The sequence below is a fragment of the Candidatus Binatia bacterium genome (assembly GCA_026415395.1).
Classification (GTDB): Bacteria; Desulfobacterota; Binatia; order HRBIN30; family HRBIN30; genus HRBIN30.
Window position 1 is genome coordinate 62,140 of sequence record JAOAHD010000020.1, and the last position, 20,513, is coordinate 82,652.

Here is a 20,513-nt window from a genome sequence, read left to right on the forward strand (position 1 = left end):
CCCGGTGGGCTCTCGCAGTTTAACGGAAGCGAAAGGTGTCCGGCAGTCCCACCCCAATCGCATGGCGCCGCAGCCAGTCGAGCGCAATTTGCGAAGCGAGTAACTTGATCCAATCGCGCGTGCCCCACAATTGGTAGCGCCGCACGAACAGCTGGTCGGCCGTGCTCAGCGCAAAACACACCGTGCCAACGGGCTTATCCGGCGAGCCACCTTCGGGGCCAGCAATGCCCGTGATGCTCAAACCAACGTCCGCCCCGAAGCGCTCCCGCACCCCGCGTGCCATTTCCCCAGCGGTCTGCTCACTAACCGCGCCATAGGCTGCCAACGTCTCCGCTCGTACACCGAGCAATGCTTGCTTCGCTTCGTTGCTGTAAGCCACCACCCCGCCGAGAAAGTACGTCGAGCTACCCGGAACATTGGTGATTCGGTGGCCAACGAGCCCGCCCGTGCACGATTCCGCCACAGCGAGTCGCCAACCCCGTCTGCGGAGCTCCTGGCCGACAACCTCTTCCATCGTGGCATCACCTTCGGCGTAGCAATACGCGCCGAGGCGCTCGCGTAGGCGATCGCCCCATTCGGCAAGGTGGCGCTCCGCCTGCTGGGGTGAACCGTGTACGGTGAGCCGCACGGAAATTTGCGGAAAGGCAGCGCGGAAGTGCAAACGACCGCACTCTGCCGGCACCACGCCGGCAACCAATTCGTCCAACGCCGACTCGCTGATGCCAAACGTCTGAAACTCGCGGGTCAAATACACCACGTCGCGCCCGCGGTGCTCCGTTAGCCACGGGAGAACTTGGTCCATGAACATCGGCTTCATTTCTCGCGGTACACCCGGGAGCGCAAACAAGTGGCGCAGCCCGAACTCCGTATGCAAGTCGAGCCGAAAGCCCGGCGCTGTACCCAGCGGGTTGGGCAAGATCACCGCGCCCTGAGGAAAGCGAGCCTGCTTGAGATTGTTCTCCGGCATCTCGCGACCCATGGCCGCAAATCGCTGGCGGATACTGGCGGCAACCTGCTCGTCCAGAACAAGCGGCCGCTGCGCAAGTTCCGCGATGGCTTCCGTGGTCAAATCATCGGCCGTCGGCCCTAAACCTCCGGTGCTGATCACTACTTCGGCCTCGCGCATCGCCTCCTTCCAGGCCCAGATGATGCACCCCCGGTCGTCCCCCACGACAAGGATCGCAGGGACTTCGAATCCGGCCGCAAACAAGCGGTCGGCCAAGAAGTTGGCATTCGTGTCCACCGTGCGGCCGCTCGTCAGCTCATCTCCAGTACTAATGAGCGCAACTCGTTCGATCATACCGTGAGCGTTACCCCATCGCTGCACGCGCTTCCAGGTGATGGACCGAGATCAACTTTTGCGCCGCTTCACACGGCCGCAGTTTGACCAGAAAACCGCGATGCCAGAACCTGGGCACCGATCTCTAAAGCAGAACGGGGCGTTCTCGCTCCGAGCCCAAGCGATCACCTGTCCACGGCAGTCGCTCGAGGGACTCTGGTTGGGCAGCGACATTTGTAGAGCGGCGCGCACACCTGCTTGCACGGCGAGCGAGCGTCAAGGCGCCCATCGCAGGCGGGCAGCGGATCCGCGCTCCGCCTGACACAATGAACCCAACGATGCACCCGTGGTCCGCGCGGGTTGGATCCGACCTGCCTGAGAGCTGTGGCTGCTCCCGTCGCTGCCGGGAGGGCTGCTTATATTCAGCCGAGCCACAACACGGCTCGGAGGCAAATTTGCGTATACAGGCCAGCCACAACGTCGTCGAGCACAACTCCCCAGCCGCCACCGACTTCACGGTCGATCCAGGCCGCGGGAAACGGCTTCAGCACATCGAACAAGCGGAACAACAAAAAGGCAGCGCCGAGCACGCCCCAGGTTGGAGGAAGGAATAACGTTGCGGCAAGGTAGCCGGCGACCTCATCAATCACGATTTGCCGGCTATCCTTACCCCCAAAAATCGTTTCTGCCCGGCCAGCACACCAAGCAGAAAGTGCGATAAACAGCACGAGGCCGGCCAGTGCTGCCCACGTAGCGCAGGCTGCGAGATGCGCTTGGGCGATTGCCAGCGGGATGGCTACGAGCGAACCGAACGTGCCTGGGGCAACCGGGATGTAACCCACGAATAGGGCCGATGCGAACAGCTTGATTAAAAGCGCCACAACCCGGCCCCGCTCCCCGAGCACGCTAGAAATGGAGCGAGGAGGCGACGAGCCACTCGCTCACCGCCTCCCCGAACCAAAGTGCGTCTCCTGGCGCGCGCTTTCAGATTTTGCCTTGCAGGAAGAACGTGATGACAAGGGCGTAAATCGCCAAGGCTTCCATCATGGCCAAGGCGATAATCATCGGCGTTTGGATGCGATCGGCTGAGTTGGGATTTCGCCCTATCGACTCCATCGCCGCCGCACCGGTACGCCCCTGACCCAGCGCCACACCTCCAGCGGCAATGCCGATGCCGAGGCCTGCGCCCAGACCAATCCACCCCCGCGCTGAGCCATCCTCTGCCGCGAGGGCCGGAAGGGCGACCGTCATCACGGTCACCAACCAAAAGAAGAACCGAACCAATGACTGCATATCCAACCTCCTTTTCGAGTTTTCGCCGCTCCCGCCGTGCGCCCCACCTTCTCTGTCCTCCTCGCCACCAGTGGCGTGGCATGGGCGGCGTTGTCCACAAACTCTTTGCAAGCCTTATGCGTGCGCCTCCGCGTGCCCGTGCTCCCCGTCGTGGTCGTGATGAGCAATCGCCAGCGACAAGTACACAATGCTGAGAATGGTAAACACAAACGCCTGGACCAAGGAAACAAAGGCGCCGAGAACGTAAAAGACCACGGGAATCACGAGCTTGGTTAAGTCGGTAAAGATTTCGAGCACCAGGTGATCGCCCGTCATGTTGCCGAAAAGACGCAAGCCCAACGAAACCGGACGAATCAAGTTGTCCGCAATTTCCAGCGGCAACATGAGCGGGGCAAGCCAAATAATCGGTCCGAGGTGATGCTTGAGGTACGCCATCCCATTTTGCTTGAGACCGAAGGTTACGTAAAACAGCAGCGACGTGACCCCCAGCGCGAACGTGACGTTAAAGTTGCTCGTTGGCGGCGCAAATCCGGGAAATAATCCGAGCAGGTTCGCCAGCAGAATGAAGATGAAAAACGTCGCGTACACGTGCAGATACTTCCGCCCGCCAGGACCGAGCACCCCCTCGATGAAACCGATGAACCACTCGACAAACACTTCCAAGGCATTGCGCCACGTCAACGTTGCGTCGGGAACCACCGGGTCTTGCGCACGCTGTGTCTGCTTCCGTGCAAGCCACGCCCACATCACCAGGAAGACCATCACCAGCGTCGCATGCACCGTGTGCGCCGGTAGGTCCCGCAGCCCGGGCACCAAGCTAACCCACATGAACGAGTGCTCCATAACTTCTCAGGCCTCCCTCCAGAGGCTCGACCAGTTGCTCGCTGCCGTGCTGGTCAAAAGGGCCAGCGTGAACATCGTCACCCCTGCGGCAAAGCTGAGTGGTTCCAGCGGCAAGCGGAACAGCACGACGGTAATGACTCCCAGGAACAACGCGAATTTCCCGATCAGCGCGCCGGCGGCAACCCAACGTGCTCGCCCCCCGATTGCACCACCCTGCCGGGCACGGACCAAGGTGCGAACGAGCACCGCCCATACGCCAAGGTTGGCCAGTGCCCACAAGGACCCAGCGGCCAAGCTTCCGGCGTGGCCAACTCCAGTCCACGCCGCAGACGCCGCTGCCGCTACCGACAAGGCGACGTGCCACTCAACCACGTTGCGGAGACTCAGATTCATCTTGCTTGTCCCGATTCCTCTCCAATCGCCGCAAAGCCCACAGCAAGCGGCTCAGTCCCCCAGCTAAACCAGCCAGCGTGAACAGCAAGGTCAGCCATGGGGCCGACCCGAGATAGCGATCTAAGTAATACCCTGCAATCACCCCGCCGACGACGCTCGCCGCCAGTTCGGTTCCCGCCGCGACCAGCGGGGCGAGGTGCGCCAGGGTGCGCGGGTTCAACGCCATCAACCCCTCTCAACTCTCTGCAAAACTCTGCGCGCCGCCTGCACGGTAACGTCCACCTCCGCTTCGGTGTGGGCGAGCGAGAGAAACGCGACCTCGAACGGCGAAGGAGGGAGGTAAATCCCCTCGTGGAGCATGCCAAAGAACCAGCGACGAAACAGCTCCTGATCCACTGCCCGCGCCTCTTCCGCGTTCGTAACTCGCTCGACCCCGAGGAAGAGCGTCCACATCGACCCCACCCGTTGCACGCAGCCCGGAATTCCGGCTGTGGTCAGAGCGCCACGCAAGCCGTCTTCCAAGCGCTGGCCGAGCTCTTCCAGTCGCTCGTAGGAACCGGGGCGCTGCAAAGCTGCAAGGGTACGGAGACCAGCCGCCACCGCCAAGGGATTTCCGGACAGGGTGCCGGCATGGTACACGGGCCCGAGCGGTGCCAAAAGCTCCATGATCTCACGCCGCCCGCCAAACGCCGCCAGCGGTAGCCCCCCTCCAACCACCTTACCGAAGGAACTCAAATCAGGTCGCAATCCATAGAGGACCTGCGCGCCGCCCCACGCCACCCGAAAGCCAGTCATCACTTCATCGAAGATAACCAACGCTCCGTTGCGGTGGCAGCACTCAATCAAGCCAGCGAGAAATCCTTCCGCCGGGGGAATCACCCCCATGTTCCCCACCACCGGCTCCACAATGGCAGCCGCAATTTCGCCGGGGAAGCGCGCAAAGCATGCTTCCACGGAGGCCAAGTCGTTAAAGGTTGCCACCAGTGTGGTCTCGGCTACTCGCGACGGTACCCCTGCACTGTTGGGAACGCTCAACGTCGCTGCCCCGGATCCCGCACTGACCAGCAGGGCATCCACGTGCCCGTGATAACAACCATCGAACTTGATGATGCGGTCCCGTCCGGTGAATGCACGCGCCAGACGGATCAACGCCATCGTGGCTTCGGTTCCGGAACTCGTCAGGCGCACCATGTCGAGCGAAGGCACCGCTGCGCAAAGTTGCTCCGCAAACTCCACCTCGCGCACGGTCGGTGCCCCAAAGGTCGTTCCATCACGCATCACATCATGAATAGCACGCAAGACCTCCGGAGCCGCATGCCCCAAGATGAGCGGCCCCCATGAGCCCACGTAATCGATGTATGAGCGACCCTCGACATCCCACACGAAGCAGCCTTTGCCACGCTGGATAAAGAGCGGCTCGCCCCCGAGCACGCGCCAGGCGCGAACCGGACTATTGACCCCGCCCGGAATCGTTTGTTGGGCGCGGGCAAACAACTGCGCCGACAGCGAAGCGGACATGCACCGGTCGCTAGCGTCTGCAGCTAGCGCGCTCAATCGGCTCACCCCAGACGAGCACACCTCCCCGCGCAAACCCTTTTTCAAAAGCGCCCCAACGAAAACGCAGCCCCCCGCGAATCCGCATCCCACCACAGGCCAAACCCGGACCTCCGACCCAAGCGGGAGGAAACCCTCGCTCAGCTCGTGGGTGAAAACACTCCATTGCTGGGGGCGCCGACCGCTGTTGTCGACCGGCTTCCGCTTCCCTCGACTATTTGTGGATAAGGTGTGGATCTGCGTGGTGGAAACTTCTCTCAAGTGATGGTATTTGTGTACCTAATGATCTTTTGTCCCCAGGTGTGGATACCGGCGTGAAAGAGAAGCTTCGCCTGGTGTTGCAGCAGCTCCGCGACGAGGGAAGCACTCCGGAGGAGCAGGCTGCCCTTGCTGGGTTACGATACGTTGCCCACGCTGATGATCGCTGCATCCTGGAGGTGAAGCCGCTGCTAGCCACCTTCGTTCGCGAGCGACTCTTGCCGCGTATCGAGCAAATGCTTGCCGAGGCACTGGGCCGGCCTGTGCACGTGTTCCTGCGTCCCGTTCGTTCTCCGCAGCGCGAACTGTTTCCCCTTCTCGATCACGGGGACGATACCACCCTGATCGACGAGTCCACTGGTCCCGGGGCATACACGTTCGAAAATTTCATTGTCGGCGCGAGTAATCAGTTTGCGCACGCTGCCGCCCTAGCCGTGGCCCGCAAGCCGGGCCAGCAGTACAACCCGCTGTTCATCTACGGCGGCGTCGGTCTCGGTAAGACGCACTTGCTCCGTGCCATTGCCCAGGCCCTTGCCACCCAACACCCGGGCCTGCAGGTCCGCTACATGAATGCGGACTCCTTTATGGTCGAGGTGGTGCATGCCATTCGGAAAGACCAACTCCCGCAGTTCAAAGCGAACTTTGCGCGGGTGGACGTACTCCTAGTGGACGATGTCCAGCTCCTTGCTGGGCGGGAGCGGACACAGCAAGAGCTCTTTCACCTCTTCAACCAGCTTTACGAGGCGGGAAAGCAAATCGTTCTCGCCGGGGATCAGGCGCCGCGCGATCTCGTGCAGCTCGAAGAACGGCTCCGCAATCGATTCGAGTGGGGTCTCGTTGTCGATCTGCAACCGCCTGACCTCGAAACCCGCATTGCCATCCTCCAACGAAAAGCCCAGTTCGAAGGAGTTGAATTGCCGTATCCTGTGGCGCTCGCTCTGGCAGAGAACTCGGGACAAAATGTGCGCGAACTTCATGGCCTACTCACTCGTCTCCTGGCCCTTGCCTCGCTCAGCAAAGAGGAACTGACCGTCAGCCTCGCGCAAAAAGTAGCCGCCATGAACTTGTCGGCTCCGAAACCGCTAACGCCCGAGCGGATCCAGGAAATAGTGGCCAACTTTTTCGGCTTGCGCCCGGCAGATCTACGTTCGGCACGGCGCACTCGCGCCGTCGCCACGGCACGCCAAATTGCGATGTACCTCTGCCGCACCCACCTCGGCGCTTCGTTCCCCCACATTGGCGAGTGCTTTGGCGGGCGCGACCACACCACGGTGATGCATGCGGTGGAAGTCATCGAGCGCCGCCAAAGCGCCGATCCACGGCTGCGTGGCATGATCCAGTCGTTACGTGCCGCCCTTGAGGGCGGCAGCGCGCCAGCGTCGTTGCCGTGGAAAACATCTTCTGGTTGAAGTGAAGAGGCTATCGATGCCGGCACACTTTTTACCACTTTCCACAACCGAAACTCAGCTCCAGCCCGCTTCTGCTGCGGCTTTTCACAAATCCACAGCGCACACGGTGACTACGGTATGTTGAACTGAAAGAAAAAGCGTAAGGAGAGAGCAATGGAGTGTCACATCAGCAAAGACGAATTGCTCGGTGCACTGTACCTTGCCCAGGGGATTGCAGACCGTCGGGTTACGTTACCGGTACTGACCCATGTTCTGATTAACGTGGGCAGCAGGGAGGTCACCGTGCTTGCCACGGACCAGGAAATTGGTCTCCGCCGCACCTGTGATGCCTCGGTCGCGAAACGGGGAGCAGTCACAGCAAACGCCCGCGTCCTTTACGAGATCGTGCGCTCCCTGTCTGAGGGTGACATTGAACTCCGCGCGGGGGAGCGCCACCAACTGGAACTCAAACAAGGAAAGTCGCAGTTTCGTATCCTCGGCATCGACCCGCAGGAGTTTCCCGCGATGCCAGCCGCGGCAGAAACGAAAAGCAAGGGCCAATTTGCCATCGATGCTGAGGTCCTGCGCCGCATGCTGGAACTCACGCTTTTCGCGGCTTCCAGTGACGAGGCCCGCCCGGCACTGTGCGGGGTTTACCTCGAGCGGCGCGATGGTGCTCTGAACTTCGTGGCCACCGATGGTCATCGGTTGAGCTTGGTCACGCGCACCCTCAAGGGGATGCGCCCGGATACGGGAGTGATTCTTTCCCGAAAGGCGGTGGGCGAAATGATCAAAGTGCTCGATGCAGCGAGCGGCGAGGTGCAACTGACCTTCGGCACCGGCATTGTTTTCCTCACCGCTGGTAACGTGGAGCTAGCGATGCGTACGGTGCAAGCGGAGTTCCCAAGCTACAGTGCCGTGATCCCCAGCGAATCCCCGCGCCATGTGGCGATCAACAATGCACCATGGAGTCAGGCACTGCGCCGTGTTGCCGTACTCGCCGTGGAGCAAACGCACCCGGTCCGTCTCACCTTCGAGACTGGCAGGGTTGAGCTTTCCACCAGAAACCCAGACATGGGCGAGGCACGCGAAGAAGTCGAAGCGGCATACACAGGCGACCCCTTTACGATCGGCTTTAATGCTCGGTACTTACTGGACGTTCTCAACCTGTTTCCTGGCGACAGTGTCGTGGAGGTGGGCCTCGAAGACGACGAATCCCCCACGGTATTCCGCATTCCCGAGGAGCCGGACTTCCTCTACGTACTCATGCCCATGCGCTTGAACTGAGGCCCAGTTCGGGCGTCGGACGAGGGCGGTGGCAAAAATTGTTTTGAAACGCTCGGAAAATCGAGTCTAAGTTACCAGATTTACGAGATTTTTTTTACTCGCTTCGAGTTGGCCCTAAGGCTTTGCTTTGCTAAAGTCCGCGCGTGCAAGAAAAACACGTTTTGAGTGGCGAACCCCTGCCGACGGAGCCGTTGCAGCAGGGTCAAGGCAGCAACGACTACACTGCTAGGAACATTACCGTCCTCGAGGGGCTTGAGGCGGTACGGAAGCGCCCCGGCATGTACATCGGGGACACCGGTGAACGGGGCCTCCACCATTTGGTGTTCGAGGTTGTGGATAACGCCGTGGACGAAGCCATGGCGGGGTACTGCAACGACATTCGGGTCACCATCCATGTGGACGGATCCGTGACGGTGGAAGACAATGGGCGGGGGATTCCCGTGGACATTCACCCTGGCGAGGGTGTGTCGGCCGTCGAGGTGGTGATGACGCGCCTGCACGCTGGCGGGAAGTTCGACAGCGGCGCATACAAAGTGTCCGGTGGGCTTCACGGGGTCGGCGTTTCGGTGGTCAACGCCCTTTCTGAGTACCTCGAGGTTGAGGTGAAGCGCGATGGTAAGGTGTACGTCCAGCGTTACCGCCGCGGCCAGCCGGAGGGGCCCTTGCGGGAGGTGGGGCGCACCGAGGCGCGTGGCACGCGAGTCACCTTCAAGCCGGACCCGGACATTTTCGAAAGCACCGAGTTCAGCTTCGAAACTTTGTCTCAGCGGTTGCGCGAGCTCGCGTTCCTAAATCGCGGCGTGCGAATCCGCATCGAGGATGAGCGGACTCAGAAGGATCACGAATTCTTTTACGAGGGTGGAATCGAGGAGTTCGTCCGCCACCTCAACCGCGCGAAAACGCCACTGCACGAGGATGTCATCTCCATTCATGGCGAGCGCGAAGGCTGCGAGGCCGACATCGCCGTGCAATGGAACGAATCCTACGCGGAAACGATCTTCTCGTTTGCGAACAACATCAACACAGTCGAGGGCGGCACCCACCTGATTGGGTTCAAGGCGGCCCTGACGCGCACGATCAACCAGTATGCGCTCGCGCACGGGCTGTTGAAAAAAGACGCCGAGGCCCTCCAGGGCGAGGACGTGCGTGAGGGGCTCACCGCAGTCATCGCGGTGAAAGTGCGCGAACCTCAGTTCGAGGGCCAAACGAAAACCAAGCTGGGGAACAGCGACGTTCGCGGTTTCATCGAAACGTTGGTGAACGAGAAGCTCGGTCAGTACCTGGAAGAGCATCCAACCGAGGCGAGGAAAATTGCGGCGAAGGCCCTTGAGGCGGCGCGCGTGCGCGAGGCCGCGCGCAAGGCCAAGGAGCTTGCGCGGCGCAAGGGAGCGCTGGACTCGGGCTCGTTGCCTGGCAAGCTTGCCGACTGTCAGGAGCGCGACCCAGCGAAGTCCGAGCTCTTCATCGTCGAGGGAGACTCGGCCGGAGGATCGGCAAAGCAGGGAAGAGATCGGCGCAATCAAGCGATCTTGCCGCTGCGGGGAAAAATCCTCAACGTCGAGAAGGCCCGCATCGACAAGGTCTTGAGCTCGCAAGAAATCCGCCTTTTGGTCACCGCGCTCGGCACCGGCATCGGGCGCGAGGATAAGGACATCTCCAAACTCCGCTACCACACCATCGTGATCATGACCGACGCGGACGTGGATGGCTCGCACATCCGCACCCTGCTGTTGACGTTTTTCTACCGTCAGTTCCACGAGCTGATCGAGCGCGGGCACATCTTCATTGCTCAGCCGCCGCTTTATCGGGTGAAGAAGGGCAAGACAGAGCGGTACCTCAAGGACGATACCGCCCTGGAAGAGTACTTGCTCGACCTCGCCACGGAGAAGTTGGTCATGGAGTCCCCGGCTACGGGCGAAACCTGGAGCGGGCCGGCAATTAAAGAAACCGTCCGCCGCGTGCGCCGCTTGGAGCGCTTATTCCAGCTTGCGGAACGGCACCGGCGGAAACGCGAGGTCGTGGAGTTCCTGCTGCGGGACGGGCGATTTTCCCCCTCGCTCTTGAGCGACGAGACTGCGCTTGCCGCACTGGCGCGTGATCTCGAAGCCGCAGGCCGGGCCAAGCCCAACGGTGAAGAGCGCACAGTCGCGGTAATCGTGGAGCGCGATGAGGAGCACTCGTGTTTCCGCCTGCACGTGGAGCTGCGCGGATCTGGTGGCACATGGGATTTCTTGCTCGACGCGCCGTTTGCCAGCTCGCCCGAGTTCGAAGAGATGCGGCGCATTTTCGCGGAACTCGCGCGGCTGGGCGCACCGCCCTATCGCTTGCGCGACGATGGGCGTGTCACGGACATCCACTCCTGGGCTGATCTCGCCCAACACATTCTCGCGGAAGCGAAACGTGGCGTAGAAATCCAGCGTTACAAAGGCTTGGGGGAAATGAACCCCGAGCAACTGTGGCAAACCACGATGAATCCGGAAACGCGCACGTTGTTGCAGGTCAAAATCGAGGACGCCTACGAAGCCGACGAGGTGTTCTCCATGCTGATGGGCGAAGAGGTGGAGCCGCGCCGGCGGTTCATCGAGGAGAACGCACTCAATGTGCGGAACTTGGATATCTAACCGCGGCGTCAGCTTTTTAAGGACCGTGCCATGGACGTAATCGAAAAAGGCCACCGGATCCCGGTGAACATCGAGGACGAAATGCGGCAGTCCTTCATGGACTACGCCCTGTCCGTCATCATCAGCCGCGCTGTCCCGGATGCGCGCGACGGGCTGAAACCTGTGCAGCGGCGCATCCTGTACGCGATGTACGACCTCGGCAACGACTGGAACAAACCCTACAAAAAGTCCGCGCGCGTGGTCGGTGACGTCATTGGTAAGTACCACCCACACGGCGATGCGCCGGTGTACGAGGCGGTGGCCCGCATGGCGCAAGATTTTTCCATGCGCTACCCACTGATCGACGGGCAAGGAAACTTCGGGTCCATCGATGGCGATCCGCCCGCCGCCATGCGGTACACCGAGGTCCGCATGGCGCGCATTGCCAGCGAACTCCTCGCGGACATCGACAAGGAGACCGTCGACTTTGTTCCCAACTACGACGAAACGCTGCAGGAGCCCGTTGTCCTCCCCTCGCGCATTCCGAATCTGTTGATCAACGGCGCCGCGGGGATTGCTGTCGGCATGGCCACGAGCATCCCGCCGCACAATCTCTCGGAAGTCATCGACGCTTTAGTGGCGCTGGTGGAGCGGCCGGAGCTGACCGCCGACGAGTTGATGGAGTACGTACACGGGCCGGACTTTCCCACCGGCGGCTTGATCCTCGGTCGCGAGGGAATTCGCGACGCATACCGAACCGGCCGCGGAGGCATTGCCGTGCGCGGGCGCGCGACCATCGAAACCGAACCCAAAAGCGGGCGCCAAAGCATCGTGATTACCGAGATTCCCTATCAGGTGAACAAGGCGCGGCTGATCGAGCGCATTGCTGAGCTGGTGAACGAGAAGCGCATTACAGGCATCGCCGACCTGCGGGACGAATCGGACCGCGAGGGACTCCGGATTGTTGTGGACGTCAAGCGCGACGCAGTGGCTGAGGTGGTGTTGAATCAGCTTTACAAACTCTCCGACCTGCAAACCACCTTCAACGTGACCATGCTGGCCATCGTCGACCGGCGGCCGCGCCTGCTGAACCTCCGCGATGCCTTGCAGGTCTTCCTGGACCATCGCCGGCAGGTGATCGTCCGCCGCACCGCATACGAGCTTCGGCAAGCCGAAGAGCGGCTCCACATTCTCGACGGTCTCAAGGTTGCGTTGGATCGCTTGGACGAGGTCATTCGGCTCATTCGCAGCGCTGCCGATCCAGCGGCCGCACGTGCAGAGTTGATGGATCGGCTGGCGTTGAGCGAGCGGCAAGCACAGGCAATTTTGGAGATGCGCCTGCAACGCCTGACGAGCCTCGAACGCGACAAGCTGTTGCAAGAGCGGGAGGAGGTAATCGAGAGGATTGCCCGCTACCGCAGGATTCTTGCCGACGAGCGCGAAGTTTCTTCCCTCATTGTGGATGAACTGCGCGAGGTGCAGAAGCAGTATGGCGACGCCCGGCGCACGGAAATTCTCGACCACGCGGAGGAGCTCTCCGCGGATGCGTTGATCGCCGATGAGGAGGTGGTAGTAACGATTTCCCACGCCGGTTACGTGAAGCGGAGCCCGCTCAGCGAGTACCGCTCGCAGCGGCGCGGGGGGCGAGGCCTGATTGGCGCGACCACGAGAGAGGAAGACTTTGTCGAACACCTCTTTACCGCATCCACCCACGCTTATTTGTTGGTGTTCACCACCTCCGGCAAAGTGTTTTGGCTCAAGGTCCATGAAATCCCAGAGTTTGCGCGCGCTGCGCGCGGCAAGGCAATTGTGAATCTTCTCCAACTCGGCAGCGACGAGAAGATTTCTGCGGTTCTTCCGGTGCGCCGCTTCGATGGTGGCGGCTATGTGTTCTTCGCAACGCGCAAGGGCACGGTGAAAAAGACGCCGCTGGTTGCCTTTTCGAACCCGCGCCGGGTTGGCATCGTGGCGATCGATCTCGAAGAGGGCGACGAAGTCATTGGCGTGCGCCTCACCGATGGGGAACGAGAAGTGATTCTTTCTACGGCCGAGGGCCAAGCCATTCGCTTCCGCGAAGCGGATGTCCGCCCCATGGGCCGTGCGGCGGCCGGTGTGCGAGGCATTACGCTCGACGAGGGCGATGTGGTGGTTGGCCTCGACGTGGTCGACCCGCAGGCGACCCTGCTGGCAGTTTCGGAGCGTGGCTTCGGGAAGCGCACACCGATGGACGAGTACCGGGTGCAGGCGCGCGGGGGCAAAGGGGTGATCACGATGAAGGTCACGGAGCGCACCGGAAAAGTTGTCGGCGTGCAAATGGTGCACGACGACGAAGTCATGCTCATCACCGACACGGGTCGGGTCATTCGCTTCCCGGTGCGCGACGTGTCGGTGATTGGCCGCAATACACAGGGCGTGCGCTTAATCGACCTTGAAGGCGAAGAGCGTGTGGTCGCCGTGGCCCGTTTGGCGGAGCGTGAAGACGGCGTCGCCCCAGCCAACGGCAGCGACACGCAGAACGGCGAAGCTGCAGGCGAAGGCGAGACCATCCACTGACGATCTGGGCGTTAGCGTGGCGCGAGCGGCATAGCGGCTGTCACGCATCCAACCCGGGGATGCCGAGCGACTGGATTTGCCGCGCATGGTCACCTTCTTCGTAACGCAGAAGCTCTCCGTAGCGGCGAAGCACCCGGTAGGCGAGCGCTGCCGCCAACACGCGGATGGGGTAATCCGCGGGCAAGCTTTGCAAGTACGGTTGGATGGTCAGAAAATCCGTCGCCCCGTAACGCTGCATAATGTCGCGCAGGCCACCGTTAGCGGGTCCGATGTTGTAGGCGAGTAGGGCCAAGAACAGGTCGCCGTTTTGTTGCTGCCAGTAGTAGCGCAGGGTCGCGGCTGCGAGGAGCGCGTTGTGGTGGGGGTTGTCCCAATCGAGTTTGTTGGCCCCCGTGATGCGCTTCACGACTCGTTCAACGGGCGCCGGCACCGCGGTGATTTGGAACAAGCCGTGCCCGCCGTCGGCGCTTTTTCTCGGCAAGAAGGAAGACTCTGTTGCGGCAATGCCGACCAGCAGCTCGCTGGGCAAGCGGAAGCGGACACTGGCTTCCTCGATTGCCGGTAGGTAGGGCGCCGCGCGCCGCAGGACGGTGGCAAGCTCGTCGAGCTTCGCCCGCCGGTAGGCGGCGTACACCTGATGGGCGATGCGTTCGCGCTCGCTTTCCGCGCGGGTAGCGAGATTGCGCTCGAGCTCCACGTAGGCACGCGTCGAGGCGTGCTGTGGGGCAAGCCACCAGGCGCTGGTCGCCAACGCCGCTGCCACGGCCAGCGGAGCGGCACGGTGCAGGTGGTGGAGCGGTGCCCTCGCCAGCGCCCAACCTGCCACGATGGCCACGGCGGAGACAAACGCGGTGGCCAAGCTTGCGAGTAAACGGAACCCTGGGCGCTGGACGGACCAGAAGAAGGAGAACGCTTGTCCAAACGCCCACACGGCCGCAGCGGCTGCGGCAGCGCTGAGAGTCGCCCACTCCAGGGTGAACCAGACCATGCGCGGCCACCCGGCCTGAAGCCACGCAAGGCGGCCGCTGCTACTCCGACGTCGTGCCGTCCGCTTTTGCCGCGCTCGCGGCCGCCTCGCCTTCGTCCCCTCCGGCATAGCCTCGAACCCGACTGCTAGCGGCCGCAGGTTGCGCCGGAAAGCGCGCTTCGTCGAGTTGCCCGAGGCACGCAGGGCCCCTTTGCACCGGCCCGTCCCGAACAAGCTGCGGGATTGGCATGGGTTGCGGCGGCCATCGACGAAACCGTCCCATGCATAACGTTGGTCATGACGGCGGAAGCAGCCAACGCGGTCCGGGTGAAATGGTGCGGAATCGCCAATCAACAGGCACGCACCGCTGCTTGTGGCGGCTTGAACCGCATCTGCCGGTCTGACGCGTTGCCGAACAGACACGCGCGATCCTGGGTGCAGTCGGTACGCTCCGACCACCCCACGTTATGTGTCCTGCTGCGATCAACTGCGTTTCTGTTGCTGTCACCTTAGCTTCGAAAAGGACGACGATCCCTTGCCAAGCACCTCCACCAACTCGGCCAGCACGCGCACCTGCCCTTCGGCGCTTTCGCGGAGGACAATTGGGGCGAAATCCGCGTTCTCCGGCTCGAGGCGGATTTCCACGTCACGCCAGCCTTCGCGGTCGGCGGCCTTGCGGCTGCGGTAGCGCTTGACGGTGTAGCGCCCGCCTGTCTCGGGGTCGTGAATGTTGCGGTGTCAGACCAGGGCGATCTTTCCCTGGCGGCTCCCCTCGACCGGCGCCCGGAAGAGGCACCACGCTCCATCGGGAATCCGCGGCTCCATGGGGCGGTCCACCAACTGGGCGACGAACATGCCGGGCTGCAGCCACCGCCGCGAATCGGGTGCCACCCATTCCTCTGATGCGACGGCTTGGGGCTCACCGAAGGCGCCGGCTGCTGCCTTGAGAGTGAGGAGCGGCACGCAGGTGCGGTACTTCTCGTCCGCGCTCGAGGTTACGCGCCGGAAGGGCAGGACCTCCGCAGCCACCACTGGTGGTTCCGCCGCACCCTGTTCCGCCCACTTCTGCACCGAAGAGCTCCGCCTGCTCTAGGACCGTGAGCGTTGCCTTCTCCTGCTTGTCGGGCGGGTAGCCGTACTTCCGGAGCACCCGCTTGACCAGGCGGCGGAGGAGCGACCGCACGTTCTCGCGTTCGCGCGCTCGGTCCAGTCGATGGTGACGTTCCGCCGCACTGTCTCGACAAGCTCGCGGGCGATCTGCTTGAGGGTCGGCTCGCCTAGCACCGTGACCGCGCTGGCGTTGGTCTCGAGGGCATCGTAGAAGGCGAGCTCCTCTTCGGTGAGACCGAGCACCTCACCTCTCCGGTCCGCTTTCCGCATCTCCCTGGCTAGGGCGGTCAGCTTCTCGATCACTTGGGCTGCCTCAACCGCTCGGCTCTGATACCGGCGGATCGACTGCTCCAACGGTTCGGCGAACGAGCGCGCCTGGACCACGTTCCTTCTGCGGCGAGTCTTGGTCTCGCCCGAAAGCAGCTTGCGCAGGAGTTCCACGGCGAGGTTCTTTTGCAGCATCCCCCGCACCTCGGCGAGGAACTCATCGGAGCGCATCGAGATGTCGGGCTTCTGGAGGCTCGCCGCAACGAAGATTTCCACAACGCCTTCCGGGGCCACCGCGCGCGAGATGATCTGCCGCACGGCGTGATCGAGTTTCTCCTCCGGCCGTGCTTCTCGCGGCGCGCGCTTGGAGAGCACAGCCTGCACCGCATGGAAGAAGGCCACGTCGTCCCGAATCCGCAGCGCGGCTTCGTCGGGCACCGCGAGGGCGAAGGCGCGAGAAAGCTCCCGCCCGACCGCCGCAAGGAACCGGTCCTTGCCGTTCTCGTGGGCGAGGATGTGTTCCTGGGCGGCGGGGAGGAGCGCGAGTCGCTCCTCGTTCCGCCCCGTCTTCCAGGCGCGCCAGTCGAAGCCGTAAAAGAGGTCGCAGCAGACCTCGTACTTCTCCTGCATCAACGCCACGGCCTCGTTCTGGTTGATGGCTGTCGTGCTCGACCTCCGGATCCGGACCAAGACGATCGGGCCGCCCGACCGGACACCCCACCGCAGGCTTGACTGTCACGTCCGTTGGCTCGGTGCGCGGGTCGCTCCCCAGGTAGGGAACGCCGTTCAGCTTGAGCCGGATACGGCTTCGTACACCGACGACCTACCCTTCCACGCGCGGGAGCGCGATTCCGGTTCCGACAACTCGTCGAAGTTGGGTGCCTTCAAGCTCCTCCCCACCACCTGCTGAGAGCACAGATGGGAGGTGAAGGCCCGAAGGCCGAGAATATGGCTCACCTCCTGGGTGGGCCTGCTCGCAATCCGCATCCCCACGGAGACGACGCAGTGGACATGCTTGCCTGGAGGTTCGCCCTCGCCCTTCCACTCCGTCTTGCGCAGCGCGTCCGCGAGTTAGCGGGAGGCGCTCGCTCGCCTCCCGCTCGGTCTCCCCGTCCACCGTGCTTTCTGCTTCGGCAAGGAGCTTGGTGTCGATGCGGAAGGTCAGCTCCTGCTGCCCGTCCGGGTTTTCCACTTCTTTGAAGGCATTCTCCTTGGCGATGTGCTCGTGGATCAGCTTGGCCAGGTCGGTGCTGTCGCAGACCACGATCGGCCGCCGCTTCCGGGCTTCCAGCGCACCGTACAACTCCCCTTGCCCGCTCTCCCGGTCGGCCGGGCAGAGGCGGAGGGGAAATTCACATCGCCACCACGGCAGAAAAGGTTGAAGTCTTCAATGTAGGGGGAGCAGAACACCAGATCCCATGTTTGTCCACCGACAACCTAGCCTTGCCTGCCGATACACAACGCCACATTCTCCCCCGCGAGCATGTGGTGCATGACCTCGGGGCGCGGCATGCAGTGAAAGCCGCGCGAGCGGTCCGTGTAGTAGGCGTACCGCACATCGAAGGGGCGATAGAGGATGGGCTTGATTTTATCCCGATTTAGGCCGGAATCTCGCAGGTCTTGTTGCGCCAGGGGCACTTTCCAATCACGCGCATCGTTGCCTAATCGATATGCGTGCCGGGCTAGTTCGGGTCGCAGGCGGGAGAAGTTGAGTACCGTTGTCCACACCTCCTCGGGGGTCCAGTGGATGGTCAACCGGTCGCGGGCGGCGACGATGCCCACCCTGTAGGTGCGGAAGATGTCGGTCACCCTGGGGAAGGTGTTGCAGCGATCTAGATCGGCCTCCTCTCGCGGCACAAAGCGGCACAAAGAGGTAAAGCTTTGGCCTGGGGCGGATAACTTTTCACGGCGTGTTGGTTACGTTGTGGCACTTTAGCCAGGCTTACTTAAACTCCCGCGTGCCCCACAGGTCGGCATGGCGCACAACGGACTCGCCGCCTTTGCCCGTCTTCACGAAAAAGGCGATGGCCGCCCCTGCCGGATGTCGAAGACATTCTCGTCAGGGCTACCATCGGGGCAGCGCTCTCGCTTCAGGGAGTTCCCGTGCAGGTCCAAGATGTAGATCTCGTCGAAGGTCTGCATCAGGCTGCGCCGCATGCCGCGGAAGGTGGGGTTGTCTAGGTAGGAGTGGTTCGTAATTAAGCCGGTCACGCCCTGCCCGGTCTGTTCGATCTTCCATTGGGCAAAGCGGATAAGCTTCACATAGTCGTCCTGCAGCCATTTAGGGTTCTTCTCCCCCAAAGGCTTACCGTCCACCTGCTTGTAGGTCTCGATCTGCTGGAGAATCCACTTCCCGTTGTTAGCCGAGTGCCCCGAATAGGGCGGATTGCCCAGGATCACCAGGATCGGAACCTTATTTGTCGACAAATTCCCGGACGGCCAGCTCGGCGGCCCGGGCCACGAAGGTCATCGTGCCCGCCGCCGGGTCGAGCAGCGTCACCTCCTCGGAGGCCAGGCCGTCGGGCTTGCCGAAGTGCGACTTGAGCAGTTCTTGCAGGGAGCGGACAATGTAGGAGACCACCGGGTCGGGGGTGTAGTACACGCCGCGGCGCTCCCGTTCCTCGGGGTCGTAGTGGGCCAGGAAACTCTCGTAGAAGTGCACCACCGAGTCGGTGCCGCGGCCCTCCCGGTAGTAGCGATCCATCATGGCGTTCACGTCGGCCACGGCCAGTACTTCGGCGATGTCGTCCACGATCCAGGCCATCTCTTCGGGGAGGTCGACTAGGGAGATGAACCGGAACAGGTCGCGCAGCACACCCACGGTGGGAGGGATGTGATCGAAGGCCGCCCCGCGGGAGAAGCCGTTGGTTGCTCGAGTACGGGCGGCGAATAGGCCATAAGTGATCGTCTGGGCATAGAGATCGGCAAAGTCTTCCCCGGTGAGACCGTCCATAAGGTTTTTGTGGAAGGCCTCATAAAACCCCAGGAGTGGACCATTTTGCGCTGTTTGTTCCTCGGCCAGCCGCTGCCGGACGATGTCCCGCAAGAAACGGGTGCGCTGGGCCGGTTCGACGGCCAGCTGTTCCGCGGTTAGGGGCCTCGGCAGGGAGAACCGGAGGAACTGTTCGATGAGCGGCCAGACCTGGACGGCGTTTTCCAGAGAGGGCACCTGGTGCAGTTGGGCCAGGACGAGGGGCGGGCCAGTTGGGCCACGGCCACCCGCTGCCCGTTGCGGTAGAGGCGAAATTCGAGAAAGTTGGTCAGAATGAGGTTGGGGAAGGTGGTCAGATAGCGCCGCAACTGCTCGGAGACCTCAACCTGATCCAACAGCTCCTCGGTGGGCGGCTTGGCTTCGATTTAGCCCACTCTGCGGCTTGTCCCATCCCAGATGCGGAAATCGGGATTGCCGGCTTCTGTCGGGGGCGGTTGGATGGTCACCTGGATTTCTGGGCGCCTCATGACCTGGGCTACAGCCTGGATGAGATCACGCAGCGCGGGGTAAAGGCTTTCCTCCCGCGCATCCCCCGTCTGGGTGACGTCGGTGAGCTTCTTGAGGTATGTTTTGAAAATAGAGTTCTTCTGTGCCATTTCTCACTCAACTGTTTGCCCCTATCGGCCCGCCCTTGACCCAGGTGCCATGAAACTGGTCCGGCAAGTTGCCTTCGGCGTCAATGTCGTCCTCGCCCAGGGGTTTCAGTACGTTTTGGCGGGCTTCGTCCAGCGGTCTTTATGCTTCTGGTTGTTCGGTCGGTGCGCCCTTTTGCAACTCCTCCCGAATCGCCTTGCGAAGCTCCTGATTCAACCACTTTTGAATGACGCGCTAGTTGTAGTTCATGAGGCGGTAGATGCCAAAATCCAGGTCGGCCAGATCAAATTGGAAGAGTTCGTGAAGTAGGTTTTGGAACCTCTTTCGTGGTCTCACGCCAATTCCCCCTTGCGTTGGCAAACGCATCAAAGTTCTTAACGTATTTGATGGCGTAGGGCGGGACCGTGCAGATCATCTGCACCTTGCCCAGCCAGGGGTGCCGGAGTCTTTGCAGGCAGGGTAGGATTTGAAATTCGTGGTCATGGTTGATTACGCAGGTTTGGTTCATCGAACAGGGTATTCTAGACGTCATCCTCGCCGGTGCGGTGCGGGTTTTCGCGGTCCAGATGCCAGCTCAGGGGATTTTCGGCGATGTAGCGGCGGATGCGGTCGAGGGCTGCGGCGTCGCGGACGATGTGTTCGTAGTAATTGCGTTGCCAGACGGGAACGCCTGGGGTGCCGCGGCGTTGGTTGATGCGTTTGGTGACGATGGATTTGAACCCCGCGACGAACGACGCCAGCGACCGCGGCGCACGTTGCAACGATGGTTGGAGCGCACGGCTGTGCGCCCCTATACGTCCGTGCGCGCCTACATCGGCGTGCGTCCGTACGGGTTCATCCGCGCTGATCCAAACGATGCAGTGAATGTGATTGGGCATCACCACAAATTCATCCGGCGACAATTACATTCCGCGGGGAAGCCGGACCGATTGGGACCATTCGGTTTGCACAATCTGCCCAAATTGATTCAACCGTATCTTCCTGAACAGACATGCCCGATCTTGCGTGACGATAGCGATGAAGTACGCCCCTGCTCGGGAACTCGTAGCCATTGAGACGAATCGAAGGGCGATGGTGGCGGGCTGGATCGTATTTCATGTTCGCTTACCTGGTAAAATTGCCTTCAGCTAAGCTC

19 protein-coding genes and 2 pseudogenes are annotated in these 20,513 nt (G+C 61.9%); 5 read left to right on the forward strand and 16 right to left on the reverse strand.

Annotated features, from left to right (window positions below):
* Positions 1-19: 19 nt before the first annotated feature.
* The 7 genes from N3C12_14900 to hemL form a co-directional block, all read right to left on the reverse strand.
* Entirely contained in the window at positions 20-1,300 is a 1,281-nt protein-coding gene (locus N3C12_14900) for a competence/damage-inducible protein A (protein MCX8073715.1), read from the reverse strand.
* Positions 1,301-1,701: 401 nt separating this feature from the next.
* The gene (locus N3C12_14905; protein ID MCX8073716.1) at positions 1,702-2,160 is read right to left on the reverse strand and encodes a phosphatidylglycerophosphatase A; all 459 of its coding nucleotides are present in this window, start codon (positions 2,158-2,160) and stop codon (positions 1,702-1,704) included.
* A 103-nt stretch (positions 2,161-2,263) separates the two neighbouring features.
* A complete protein-coding gene (locus N3C12_14910) occupies positions 2,264-2,572 on the reverse strand; it encodes an ATP synthase F0 subunit C (GenBank protein ID MCX8073717.1) in 309 nt (102 codons plus the stop codon).
* A gap of 114 nt (positions 2,573-2,686) precedes the next feature.
* Positions 2,687-3,400 carry a F0F1 ATP synthase subunit A gene (gene atpB, locus N3C12_14915; protein MCX8073718.1) on the reverse strand — a complete coding sequence of 238 codons (714 nt, stop codon included), beginning with the start codon at positions 3,398-3,400 and terminating at the stop codon, positions 2,687-2,689.
* A gap of 21 nt (positions 3,401-3,421) precedes the next feature.
* Entirely contained in the window at positions 3,422-3,808 is a 387-nt protein-coding gene (locus N3C12_14920) for a hypothetical protein (GenBank protein MCX8073719.1), read from the reverse strand.
* A complete protein-coding gene (locus N3C12_14925) occupies positions 3,780-4,034 on the reverse strand; it encodes an AtpZ/AtpI family protein (protein MCX8073720.1) in 255 nt (84 codons plus the stop codon). Before N3C12_14925 ends, N3C12_14920 begins: the two co-directional genes overlap by 29 nt.
* The gene (gene hemL / locus N3C12_14930) at positions 4,034-5,326 is read right to left on the reverse strand and encodes a glutamate-1-semialdehyde 2,1-aminomutase (protein ID MCX8073721.1); all 1,293 of its coding nucleotides are present in this window, start codon (positions 5,324-5,326) and stop codon (positions 4,034-4,036) included. The genes N3C12_14925 and hemL overlap by 1 nt, the downstream gene beginning before the upstream one ends.
* A gap of 350 nt (positions 5,327-5,676) precedes the next feature.
* On the opposite strand from hemL, the gene dnaA reads away from it, so the two are divergent.
* The 4 genes from dnaA (at position 5,677) to gyrA (ending at position 13,448) form a co-directional block, all read left to right on the forward strand.
* The gene (gene dnaA, locus N3C12_14935) at positions 5,677-7,029 is read left to right on the forward strand and encodes a chromosomal replication initiator protein DnaA (GenBank protein MCX8073722.1); all 1,353 of its coding nucleotides are present in this window, start codon (positions 5,677-5,679) and stop codon (positions 7,027-7,029) included.
* 153 nt (positions 7,030-7,182) lie between these two features.
* Positions 7,183-8,295, forward strand: coding sequence for a DNA polymerase III subunit beta (dnaN, locus tag N3C12_14940; GenBank protein MCX8073723.1), 1,113 nt, complete (start codon positions 7,183-7,185; stop codon positions 8,293-8,295).
* A 191-nt stretch (positions 8,296-8,486) separates the two neighbouring features.
* Positions 8,487-10,916 carry a DNA topoisomerase (ATP-hydrolyzing) subunit B gene (gene gyrB / locus N3C12_14945; protein ID MCX8073724.1) on the forward strand — a complete coding sequence of 810 codons (2,430 nt, stop codon included), beginning with the start codon at positions 8,487-8,489 and terminating at the stop codon, positions 10,914-10,916.
* Positions 10,917-10,946: 30 nt separating this feature from the next.
* Positions 10,947-13,448 carry a DNA gyrase subunit A gene (gene gyrA / locus N3C12_14950; protein ID MCX8073725.1) on the forward strand — a complete coding sequence of 834 codons (2,502 nt, stop codon included), beginning with the start codon at positions 10,947-10,949 and terminating at the stop codon, positions 13,446-13,448.
* A 40-nt stretch (positions 13,449-13,488) separates the two neighbouring features.
* Here gyrA and N3C12_14955 read toward each other — a convergent pair whose 3' ends face one another.
* The 8 genes and pseudogenes from N3C12_14955 to N3C12_14990 form a co-directional block, all read right to left on the reverse strand.
* Positions 13,489-14,436, reverse strand: a complete 948-nt coding sequence (locus tag N3C12_14955; GenBank protein ID MCX8073726.1) for a transglycosylase SLT domain-containing protein — start codon at positions 14,434-14,436, stop codon at positions 13,489-13,491.
* A 717-nt stretch (positions 14,437-15,153) separates the two neighbouring features.
* On the reverse strand, positions 15,154-15,486 hold the full coding sequence (locus N3C12_14960; GenBank protein MCX8073727.1) for a hypothetical protein: 333 nt from the start codon (positions 15,484-15,486) through the stop codon (positions 15,154-15,156).
* Positions 15,479-16,455: pseudogene (locus N3C12_14965) on the reverse strand (DUF3387 domain-containing protein). Before N3C12_14965 ends, N3C12_14960 begins: the two are co-directional and overlap by 8 nt.
* Positions 16,456-16,615: 160 nt before the next feature.
* The gene (locus tag N3C12_14970) at positions 16,616-17,056 is read right to left on the reverse strand and encodes a hypothetical protein (GenBank protein ID MCX8073728.1); all 441 of its coding nucleotides are present in this window, start codon (positions 17,054-17,056) and stop codon (positions 16,616-16,618) included.
* A 173-nt stretch (positions 17,057-17,229) separates the two neighbouring features.
* A complete protein-coding gene (locus tag N3C12_14975) occupies positions 17,230-17,649 on the reverse strand; it encodes a hypothetical protein (GenBank protein MCX8073729.1) in 420 nt (139 codons plus the stop codon).
* A gap of 153 nt (positions 17,650-17,802) precedes the next feature.
* Positions 17,803-18,192 (reverse strand): hypothetical protein, encoded by a 390-nt coding sequence (locus N3C12_14980; GenBank protein ID MCX8073730.1) that lies wholly within the window; start codon positions 18,190-18,192, stop codon positions 17,803-17,805.
* A gap of 13 nt (positions 18,193-18,205) precedes the next feature.
* Positions 18,206-18,961 carry an N-6 DNA methylase gene (locus tag N3C12_14985; GenBank protein MCX8073731.1) on the reverse strand — a complete coding sequence of 252 codons (756 nt, stop codon included), beginning with the start codon at positions 18,959-18,961 and terminating at the stop codon, positions 18,206-18,208.
* A gap of 188 nt (positions 18,962-19,149) precedes the next feature.
* Positions 19,150-19,380: a hypothetical protein gene (locus N3C12_14990; GenBank protein MCX8073732.1), complete on the reverse strand. Its 231-nt coding sequence runs from the start codon at positions 19,378-19,380 to the stop codon at positions 19,150-19,152.
* Between the two features lie 49 nt (positions 19,381-19,429).
* Between N3C12_14990 and N3C12_14995 the strand changes: the two genes are divergently transcribed.
* On the forward strand, positions 19,430-19,687 hold the full coding sequence (locus tag N3C12_14995; GenBank protein ID MCX8073733.1) for a hypothetical protein: 258 nt from the start codon (positions 19,430-19,432) through the stop codon (positions 19,685-19,687).
* A gap of 212 nt (positions 19,688-19,899) precedes the next feature.
* Here the strand turns inward: N3C12_14995 and N3C12_15000 are convergent.
* Positions 19,900-20,476: pseudogene (locus N3C12_15000) on the reverse strand (transposase).
* Between the last annotated feature and the right edge of the window lie 37 nt (positions 20,477-20,513).